The sequence below is a fragment of the Nitrososphaera sp. genome, assembly GCF_037447015.1.
Lineage (GTDB): Archaea > Thermoproteota > Nitrososphaeria > Nitrososphaerales > Nitrososphaeraceae > Nitrososphaera.
Genome location: NZ_JBBIHK010000060.1, coordinates 1 through 8262 on the forward strand (window position 1 = coordinate 1; position 8262 = coordinate 8262).

The window sequence follows — 8262 nt, forward strand, 5'->3', positions numbered from 1 at the left end:
GGTTCCAGCACTAAAAAGTGGTGGGGCCAGTGGGATTTGAACCCACGACCTCCAGCGCCCCAGGCTGACATCCTGACCAAGCTAGACGATGGCCCCTCCTGTACGCATAAGCAAGGCTATGCCTACCTCTATTAAACCTACATTACTGCCACCACCGCCGACCTGCATTCGATGCTCATTAATATTTTCAAGTCGTTATCTAGGCATGGCAAGTACCAGCCCGCAACAGTCGGTACAGGCAGGCAAGAGCAATACATCGACGATACCTGCCGACAGGCAGTACCCAAAAATAAGCAAGGTCAAGTCCACGTACATGGAGATCGACTTTTTCAAAAACGCCGACCTGCACACAGGATATTTCTGCTACAACTGCTTGTATTTTGTCAAGCCAAACCACTGCGCGATAGTGAGGGACGAAGGGCAGGACGTGAACGGCAGGCAGTCAGGCGTCATCGCCCCGCACGGCGTGTGCCAGCTGTGGGAAGAGAACCCAAAGGAGGCCCGCTAGGAGTATGTCCGACTTTATCTCAGAGGCCGGCAAAAAGATCAAAGAGATGGCCGGCACGGTTGACAACATGACCAAGTTCACGAAAAAGAGCAAGCTCGAAGCCGCCTACGTCGAAAACGACAAGTTTGCAGACTCGAACCTGCACGAGGGGTATTTCTGCTACAACTGCATCTACTGGATAGCGGCAGGCGGCGGGAGGTGCATGATTGTCAGCGAGGACGGGCCGGACGAGCAGGGCAAGATGTCTGGAGTCATTGCGCCGCACGGCTGCTGCCTTGGCTACCACCCGAACTATGACAAGCTGCACGACACCAGGGCGCCGGGCGAGGGCATAGCGCAGGACACCGAAAAGAACAGGGAAAAGATAACCACTGCGGACGTGGTCTGATTCAGCAGAACTAGACCGCCTTCATCCTCTTGAACGAGTATATCCCAAACAGGCCCAGCGCGCCCGTGTAGGCGGCAAGGATTGCAAAGTCAAGCGCAGGGTTGGCGCTCCCGATGCCAAGCAGGCTTGAGCGCATGGCGTTCACGCCGTACGTGGCAGGGTCTGCTGCGGTCAGCGCGTAGAGCCACGACGGCAGGTTGTCTAGTGGAAAGAGCGCGCCGGACAGGAAAAAGAGCGGGAACACGACAAAGCTCACTATCATCTGGAACCCCTCCAGGCTGTACATGTAGCTGCCAAGCGCCAGCCCGAGCGACGTGAGGCCAAACGAGAGCAGCAGTATTACAGACACCGCCTGCAGCACCGACACAGCGGTGAAGGGTATGCCAAGCGTCGCGCCTATCGCAAGCAGTATCATGGCCTGCACCAGCGAGTTTGTCATGCCGCCAAGCGTCTTGCCCACAAATACCGTCCCGCGGCTGACCGGGGCCACCATCACGCTCTTTAAAAAGTCGAATTTGCGGTCCCAGATGATGTACGAGCCGTAAAATACAGACGTAAAGATGATGGACATGCTGACGATGCCAGGAAAGATGAACTGCTGGTAGTCCACGCCAGGCGCAGGCGACACGCTTGCAGCAGAGCCGATGCCGGAGCCAATGACAAACAGCCACAGTATCGGCGTGAACGTCGAGGCGACGAGCCGGCTCTTTTCCCTCAGGAACACCTTGAACTCGCGCAGCCATATGGCATAGATCTTTTCCAGACGCTCAATCATATTTCGCAAACTTCTCCATAAAGCCGCCTTCAGGCTCTTCCTTGATGTTCCTGCCCGTCAGCTGTATGAACACGTCGTTGAGGGTCGGGCTTGCAGACTCGACCGACTCGACATCCTCTATTTCCCTAAGCACGGCCGGCAGGTCGCGCTTGGCGTCGTCGACTGTCAGCATGAGGTGGCCGTCATAGAACTCGGCCTTGCGCACGAAACCCATCTTTTTTGCAGCTGCCATGACACCATCCTTGCCCATTTTCGTCTTTATGCGGATAATGTCGCCGCCAAGCGACGCCTTCAGGTTTGCAGGCGTGTCCAGCGCCACTATCTTGCCCTTGTCGATTATCCCTATCCTGTCGCACAGCATGTCGGCCTCTTCCATGTAGTGCGTGGTGAGTATCACCGTCACTTTCTCCTCCTTCACCAGCCTGCGCACATAACGCCACATGGTCTCCCTGCTTGCAGGGTCGAGCCCGAGCGTCGGCTCATCCAGAAACATCACGCGTGGCTTGTGCAACAGCCCCCTTGCTATTTCCAGCCGCCTGCGCATCCCGCCCGAGTACGTCTTGACCCTGTCGTTTTTGCGGTCGGCAAGGCCCACCAGATCGAGCACTTCCTCTATCCTCTTTTTTCTGATGTGAGAAGGCACGCCGTACAGCAGCGCGTGTATGTGCAGGTTTTCATAGCCTGTCAGCATGTCGTCGCTGCTTGGCGCCTGGAAGACTATGCCGATGCTCTCCCGCACCTTTGCCGGCTGCGCCACAATGTCGTAGCCGTTAACCGTGGCGGTGCCCGAAGTCGGCTTGAGCAGCGTGGCAAGCATGTGGATGGTCGTGGTCTTGCCGGCGCCGTTTGAGCCCAGCAGCCCGAACACTTCGTTCTCGCCGATGTCAAGCGTCAGGCCGTCGACTGCGGTTATGCGGTCGCCGTAGCGCTTGACCAGGTTCCGTATCTTTATCATTAAAACCGACCAGACAGACATTACGCGTCATGGGCTATTATGTGTTGAAAAAACAAATAATGTGACAAGAAGGAGGCGGAGGGAAGAAAGATCAGGCGGCGCCGATCTTGAACATTTTGGTGCCGCAGCGCGTACATGTCCCCTGTGTTGCCGGCTTGCCATTTTTCATCGTGATCTTTTTCGGGTCCTTCATTTCGCGCTTGGCTTTGCACTTGACGCAGTATGCTTCCATGGAGCCCCTACGCAGGCAGGGGTAAAAGAAGTTTTCCACCGCCCGCCCTCATCATCATCGTCATTACATTATTTCTTATTCTGGCACGAGCCAGTCCGTCAGGGCGTCAAGCTCCTCGCAGTTTATCGACACCCTGATGGGGCCAAGGGGAGACTCTTGCTCATCCTCTATGACGACTACGATGCCGGCGGCAGCGGCCTGCTTGTTGAGCAGGAACCAGGTGCCGGTGCCTGCCCTGTTGTCAAGCATCATGCGCCTGAGCACGCCCATAGCAGAGCGCGACCGCACCTGCTCGTATATCTTGGACAGCGAGTCGGCCCCCTGCGCCCTGCCCATGACGCGCGAGCCGTAGCGGAACTCGGGCGAGCACCCGCCGACCACGGAAGCCACGGCGTCTATCACCTTCTGCGGGTCTTCAGACGGGTTGACCGCCGCCTCCACCTTGACGTCTATCTGCGAGGCTATGCCGGGCTTTCTCATTCCACTTCTTTTCCTTCTTCCTCGGCCAGCCAGCCCTGTATTATGCCGTACGCCTTTTCCTTCAGCTCCTCAAGCGTGATGTCGTTGTTGGATATAGTCTCGTCGGCAAGGGCTATCGCCTCGCTGATGCCTACAGACAGCTCGCGCCTGTCGCGGCCTGCAAACTCGTCGCTTGTGGCCGGCGCGTCCGACCTGCCCCGCCCCTGGAGGTGCTTAAAGCGCGTGTCCTGCGACGCGTGTATAGCAAGCAGCCTCACCTTGCCCACCTTTTTCAAAACGTCTACTTCGGGGATGCTCCTTATGCCGTCTATCACCAGGTTGCGCGAGTCGCCGTCCCTCTCTAGCTTTTTCACTATGAGGTGCGCCACTGCGCCCTGCCCAAGCTCCTGCCTCAGCTTCAGCATCATGCTGCCCAGGTTTGCGTCGGTGGGCTCGAGCCCCTGCCTCCTTGCCTCTTCGCGCACGGCGTCGCCCATCGTGATCGCCGAAAACCCCTTTTCCTTGAGGAAGGAGGCGACCGTGGACTTGCCTGCGCCGGGCATCCCGGTGAGGCAGACTATGAGCCGCCTTTTTGCCGTCGATGTCATGTTGCTGTTTTTCCCGGCCTTGATGCTGCTCTCACTCGGCAGAGAGGTCCCAGTAGTTGGCTTCCTTGAACTCGTCCTTGGGCTTGCCGAGCGACTTCCATTCCTTGAACGACTTGGGGTACAGCCTGACCTTGTTGTACCCTGCCATCTTGAGCGCATAGTACGCAAGCCCGGACAGGGTGCCGACGCTTCCGCAGTACGTGATTATCTCAGAGTCTGGCGATATGCCCCTGTTCTCTATCAGGCGCTTCAGCTCGTCTGGCTTGCGCAGTATGTTGCCGCCGTCTCCAAGCATCGTGTAGGGTATGTTGCGCGCAGTCGGTATGTGCTCTGTCAAAAAGTTCAGGCGCTCGCGCGAGTCGACCAGCAGCTTGCCCTGCTGCGACTGGGCCGCCTCGACGTACTGAGCGTCTGCGTACATCTCCCTGTTTATCACAAGCGGGTGCACGGTGGGCTTGAACTTGTTTGGTTTTGTCTCGACTTCGAGCCCGAGCTCCTTCCACTGCCTGAACGTCATCTCAAGGAGCGACGTGTTGGAGTGGCCGACGTACTGGAACGTCCAGGCCACGCGGGCGGCAAGCGCGCCAAACGTGTCGTCGTATATCACGACTGGCATCTTTTCCTCGACGCCCAGCTCCTGCAAAAGCTGTACCACGCGCTCTGGCCGGTCGTCTTCAAGCAGGCGCGCAAGCGGCAGCGATACCGCAGTCGGTATGTGGCCTGCGTTATAGTCGTCTGCCTTGCGCACGTCGACCACGCGGACAGCATCACCTTTCCTTTTGTTGTTGCGAATAAGGGTCCGCAGCGTGTCGGCGTCGCACACCAGTGGGAGCGTGACGTACTGCTGATGATGATGTTGTTGTTGCGATGCAGCCTTGTTCTTCTTCCTGGCCGCCGGTGCCGTTTTAGTAGCAGCAACAGCCGCTCTGGCGATCCTCTTTTTTTTGCCGCCGCCGGCTGCTGCCTGCTTGCTCTTTTTTGTTACGGTGTCGTTTTTCCTGCTCAAGCCGCGCATTCTCCCCTTGCGGTCTTGGCAGTGAATTTCGAGTCGCTGCCAAAGTCGCGGTACGCGTCGGGATCCTGCTCGGCAGGCGGCAGCTGGATGACAGGGGTCAGCAGCGCCTTTATTTCTTCAAGACCCTTGACACTGCCGGTGCCCTGGCCCTTTACGATCCTTGTGATCCACTGGTGGAGCGTCTCGCCCTCTCCGGCGCGCTCGGCCCTATACGTCTCGATTATCTTTAGCAGTGCATCCATCACCCTCTTTGCCGGCACGCGCATCACGGCCCGGCCCAGCTCGCCGGCCTCGCCTGCGCTCCCGCCAAACAGCATCGTGTAGGTGGGCGACATGGCGTTGCCTATGCGGGAGGCGCCTCCGAAAAAGCCGATGGTCGCTATCTCGTGCTGGCCGCACGAGTTGGGGCAGCCGCTTATCTTGATTGTAGCGTCTGCAAGCGAGTTGTCCGTGTCCAGGCCAAGCTCCAGGAACTTGCGCTGCACCTCCTTGGCAAGCCGGTGCGAGTTTGTTATGGCAAGGTTGCACGACGTGGTGCCGGAGCAGCCTACTGCGGAAGCAATCGTGAGCGCGCCCGGGTTTGCCAGGCCGGCAGTGGCAAGCCTGTCGTAAAACTCGGCAAGGTCCGTTCCCCTTACATAGCGCACGGCAAAGTTCTGCTGGGGGGTGAGCCTGGCGACGCCTTCTGCCGACAGATCCCGGATGGCAGACGCAAGGACGCGCAGCTGGCTTGCCGTGATGTCGCCGGCGCCAAGCGTGATGAATACGGTAAAGTAGCCTTCCTGCTTTTGCGCGACCGCGTTTGAGTGGAGCCACCGCTCGAACGCAGGGCCGTCCTTGGTCACCTTGTCAAACATCGGCAGGCGGACCATCTTGGGGGCCTTGGGCATCTGGCGCGGGTCCTGCTGCGCGGCCACGTCATAGTTGGCGGCAGTCGCAAGCGAGGTGGTCATCTCTACTGCGACGCGCTCTTTTAGAACCATCTTTTGGAATTTCTCCCAGCCCATCTCGTGCACGAGGTAGCGCATCCTGTTGCGGGCCATGTTCTCCCTGTTGCCGTGCCTGTCAAACAGCCTGACGGTCGCCATGCAGGTGGCAAGCACGCGGTCCTCCGGCGTAAAGTCTTCCAGCAGGTGCCCTATGAACGACGCTGCGCCCAGCCCGCCGCCAAGGTATATCCTGAACCCCCGGGTCCTGCTGCTGCCGTCGTCGCCTTGCTTTGTGGCAGGTATCAGGCCAATGTCTGCGACCTTGACCAAGCCGTGCTTTTCGCAGCAGCCAAAGTTGATCTTGAACTTTCTTGGCAGGTTCTGGCACATCGGGTTGCGGAGGAAGAACTTGGCTATCGCCATCGAGTACGGCGTCGGGTCAAACTCTTCGTTCGGGCAGACGCCTGCAAAGTGGCTGCACATGACGTTTCTGACCGTGTTGCCGCACGCCTCCCGGGTCGTGAGCCCGGACTCGACCAGCCCGCGCATGACTTCGCTCACGTCTTCAAGCTGGACCCAGTGCAGCTGTATGTTCTGCCGCGTGGTGACGTGGGCCGAGCCTATCGAGAACGCCTCGGACATGCTGGCTATCTTTTCTATCTGGTCAGGCGTGATCTCGCCGGCAGGCACCTTTATCCTCACCATGCTGTAATCGGCGTGCAGGCGCGACCCGTATGCGCCGTGCTGCAGCCTGAAACGGCGGAACTCGTCCTCGGAAATCTTGCCCTGTCTGAAAAGCTTTACCTTTTTTGCGAAAAACTCGGTCTCCTCCTCCCTGCCCCATCTCGGGTTGGGCTTGGGCTGCGAGACCCCCTTTTGCCTACTTGAGGCACCGGTAGCGGCAGTAGTGGCGGCCTTACTCTTGCTCATTTACTGCAATAAAACGCTGTTTTAATTCATATATTTTTTGTGGATAAGGGAAATACCGGCAACCAGACCCGTGGCGGGCGGCAATATACTGCACCTATCTACGCAAGGCTTAAGTCGGCCGGCGGCCCCTCACTTTTGCAATGGCCCGCAAGGCAAAAGGCAGATCGAGCAAGAAAAAGGCGGCAGCAGGAGCTGCTGCAAGGAAAAAGACGGCCGCCGCCGTCATGGTAGAGCCCATTCCAAAGGGGATGCACACGGTCACTCCGCACATCGTGGTGCGCAACGCGGCAAACGCAATCGAGTTTTACAAGCAGGCGTTTGGCGCCAAGGAGTTGCACAGGATGTACATGCCAGACGGCAAGACCATAATGCACGCTGCCATCAGGATAGGCGACTCGGTGATCATGATGGCAGACGAGTTTCCCGACATGGGGACGCGCTCGCCACAGGCGATAGGGGGAACGCCGGTGTCCTTTTATATCTATGTCAGAGATGTCGACAGATTCTTTGACAGGGCTGTCAAGGCCGGCGCGACCGTCAGGATGCCAGTCATGGACGCCTTCTGGGGAGACCGCAACGGCGTGCTTGAAGACCCGTACGGGCACTCATGGTCGATAGCCACTCGCAAAAAGAACCTCTCGCCAAAGCAGATGAAGCAGGCGCAGGAGGAGTGGCTTGCCACGGCGTCGATGGCCTCAAAAAAGGCAGCAGAAGCGGCCCCTCCAGCAGCAGCGGCGGCAGCAGCGGCGCCAGAGCCACAAGCTTAAAATCACCTATCGGCAGGCTTGACTCTGGATAATAAAGATGGGCAAGCGAACACTAGTGCGCCGCCGCGGGCGCGGAGGGAAGCAGTTCCGCGCGATAATCGTCGGCAAGATCGCACCGGCAAAGTATCCCAATTTCAAGCTTGAAGAGCATCACACGGGGACGGTAGTCGACATTGTTCACGAGCGCGGCCGGGACGCCCCGCTTGCAAAGGTGTTCTACGACGACGGCAGGTACTCGTACGTGCCTGCGCCGGAAGGCACGACGGTCGGCAGCAGGATAGAGATGGGCCAGGGCGCCACCTCGTCTAGGGGCAACGTACTGTCGCTTGAATCGATACCTGACGGCACCGCAGTCTGCAACATTGAGAAGAACGCCGGCGACGGCGGCAAGCTGATAAAGGCTGCTGGCTCGTCGGCCGTAGTGTTTGCGCACGGCACGGAGGGGGTCACCATCAAGTTCCCGTCCGGCAAGTTCCTCACGCTCAACGCCAAGTGCAGGGCAATGGTGGGCGCAATCGCAGGCGCAGGCAGGAAGGAAAAGCCGTTCCTGAAGGCAGGCACAAGAGCAAAGTACATGCAGGCGCACGGCAGGCTCTACCCGACCGTCAGGGGCATCGCCCAGGCGGCGGTCTACCACCCGCACGGAGGAGGCAGGCACCAGCACATCGGGCGCCAGTCGTCTGTCAGCAGGAACAC

Annotated in this window: 11 protein-coding genes and 1 tRNA gene; 4 read left to right on the top strand and 8 right to left on the bottom strand. The window is 58.7% G+C overall.

Going from position 1 to position 8262, the window contains the following annotated elements:
- Window positions 1–18: 18 nt before the first annotated feature.
- A tRNA-Pro gene (locus WKI84_RS12575) sits at window positions 19–96 on the bottom strand.
- Between the two features lie 109 nt (window positions 97–205).
- Here WKI84_RS12575 and WKI84_RS12580 point away from each other — a divergent pair.
- Both WKI84_RS12580 and WKI84_RS12585 read left to right on the top strand, forming a co-directional pair.
- The gene (locus WKI84_RS12580; protein WP_337863906.1) at window positions 206–508 is read left to right on the top strand and encodes a hypothetical protein; all 303 of its coding nucleotides are present in this window, start codon (window positions 206–208) and stop codon (window positions 506–508) included.
- Between the two features lie 4 nt (window positions 509–512).
- Window positions 513–896 (top strand): hypothetical protein, encoded by a 384-nt coding sequence (locus tag WKI84_RS12585; RefSeq protein ID WP_337863907.1) that lies wholly within the window; start codon window positions 513–515, stop codon window positions 894–896.
- Window positions 897–906: 10 nt separating this feature from the next.
- Here the strand turns inward: WKI84_RS12585 and WKI84_RS12590 are convergent, their stop codons facing one another.
- The 7 genes from WKI84_RS12590 to WKI84_RS12620 form a co-directional block, all read right to left on the bottom strand.
- Window positions 907–1671, bottom strand: coding sequence for an ABC transporter permease (locus tag WKI84_RS12590; RefSeq protein WP_337863908.1), 765 nt, complete (start codon window positions 1669–1671; stop codon window positions 907–909).
- Window positions 1664–2626 carry an ATP-binding cassette domain-containing protein gene (locus tag WKI84_RS12595; RefSeq protein ID WP_337863909.1) on the bottom strand — a complete coding sequence of 321 codons (963 nt, stop codon included), beginning with the start codon at window positions 2624–2626 and terminating at the stop codon, window positions 1664–1666. Before WKI84_RS12595 ends, WKI84_RS12590 begins: the two co-directional genes overlap by 8 nt.
- A gap of 91 nt (window positions 2627–2717) precedes the next feature.
- Window positions 2718–2858 carry a DUF5679 domain-containing protein gene (locus WKI84_RS12600; protein ID WP_337863910.1) on the bottom strand — a complete coding sequence of 47 codons (141 nt, stop codon included), beginning with the start codon at window positions 2856–2858 and terminating at the stop codon, window positions 2718–2720.
- A 75-nt stretch (window positions 2859–2933) separates the two neighbouring features.
- The gene (locus WKI84_RS12605; protein ID WP_337863911.1) at window positions 2934–3338 is read right to left on the bottom strand and encodes an RNA-binding domain-containing protein; all 405 of its coding nucleotides are present in this window, start codon (window positions 3336–3338) and stop codon (window positions 2934–2936) included.
- Window positions 3335–3925 carry an AAA family ATPase gene (locus tag WKI84_RS12610; protein ID WP_337863912.1) on the bottom strand — a complete coding sequence of 197 codons (591 nt, stop codon included), beginning with the start codon at window positions 3923–3925 and terminating at the stop codon, window positions 3335–3337. The genes WKI84_RS12605 and WKI84_RS12610 overlap by 4 nt, the downstream gene beginning before the upstream one ends.
- Before the next feature lie 31 nt (window positions 3926–3956).
- Window positions 3957–4931, bottom strand: coding sequence for a rhodanese-like domain-containing protein (locus WKI84_RS12615; protein WP_337863913.1), 975 nt, complete (start codon window positions 4929–4931; stop codon window positions 3957–3959).
- On the bottom strand, window positions 4928–6799 hold the full coding sequence (locus WKI84_RS12620) for a nitrite/sulfite reductase (protein ID WP_337863914.1): 1872 nt from the start codon (window positions 6797–6799) through the stop codon (window positions 4928–4930). Before WKI84_RS12620 ends, WKI84_RS12615 begins: the two co-directional genes overlap by 4 nt.
- Before the next feature lie 140 nt (window positions 6800–6939).
- On the opposite strand from WKI84_RS12620, the gene WKI84_RS12625 reads away from it, so the two are divergent.
- Both WKI84_RS12625 and WKI84_RS12630 read left to right on the top strand, forming a co-directional pair.
- Window positions 6940–7566 (top strand): VOC family protein, encoded by a 627-nt coding sequence (locus WKI84_RS12625; RefSeq protein ID WP_337863915.1) that lies wholly within the window; start codon window positions 6940–6942, stop codon window positions 7564–7566.
- A gap of 37 nt (window positions 7567–7603) precedes the next feature.
- On the top strand, window positions 7604–8262 hold a 659-nt coding region (locus WKI84_RS12630), incomplete at its 3' end, for a 50S ribosomal protein L2 (protein WP_337863916.1).

Excerpts from the sequence above, each read along its gene's own strand:
- WKI84_RS12580 (WP_337863906.1), top strand. The coding sequence starts at position 206 with ATGGCAAGTACCAGCCCGCAACAGTCGGTACAGGCAGGCAAGAGCAAT.
- WKI84_RS12585 (WP_337863907.1), top strand. The coding sequence starts at position 513 with ATGTCCGACTTTATCTCAGAGGCCGGCAAAAAGATCAAAGAGATGGCC.
- WKI84_RS12590 (WP_337863908.1), bottom strand. The coding sequence starts at position 1,671 with ATGATTGAGCGTCTGGAAAAGATCTATGCCATATGGCTGCGCGAGTTC.
- WKI84_RS12595 (WP_337863909.1), bottom strand. The coding sequence starts at position 2,626 with ATGATAAAGATACGGAACCTGGTCAAGCGCTACGGCGACCGCATAACC.
- WKI84_RS12600 (WP_337863910.1), bottom strand. The coding sequence starts at position 2,858 with ATGGAAGCATACTGCGTCAAGTGCAAAGCCAAGCGCGAAATGAAGGAC.
- WKI84_RS12605 (WP_337863911.1), bottom strand. The coding sequence starts at position 3,338 with ATGAGAAAGCCCGGCATAGCCTCGCAGATAGACGTCAAGGTGGAGGCG.
- WKI84_RS12610 (WP_337863912.1), bottom strand. The coding sequence starts at position 3,925 with ATGACATCGACGGCAAAAAGGCGGCTCATAGTCTGCCTCACCGGGATG.
- WKI84_RS12620 (WP_337863914.1), bottom strand. The coding sequence starts at position 6,799 with ATGAGCAAGAGTAAGGCCGCCACTACTGCCGCTACCGGTGCCTCAAGT.
- WKI84_RS12625 (WP_337863915.1), top strand. The coding sequence starts at position 6,940 with ATGGCCCGCAAGGCAAAAGGCAGATCGAGCAAGAAAAAGGCGGCAGCA.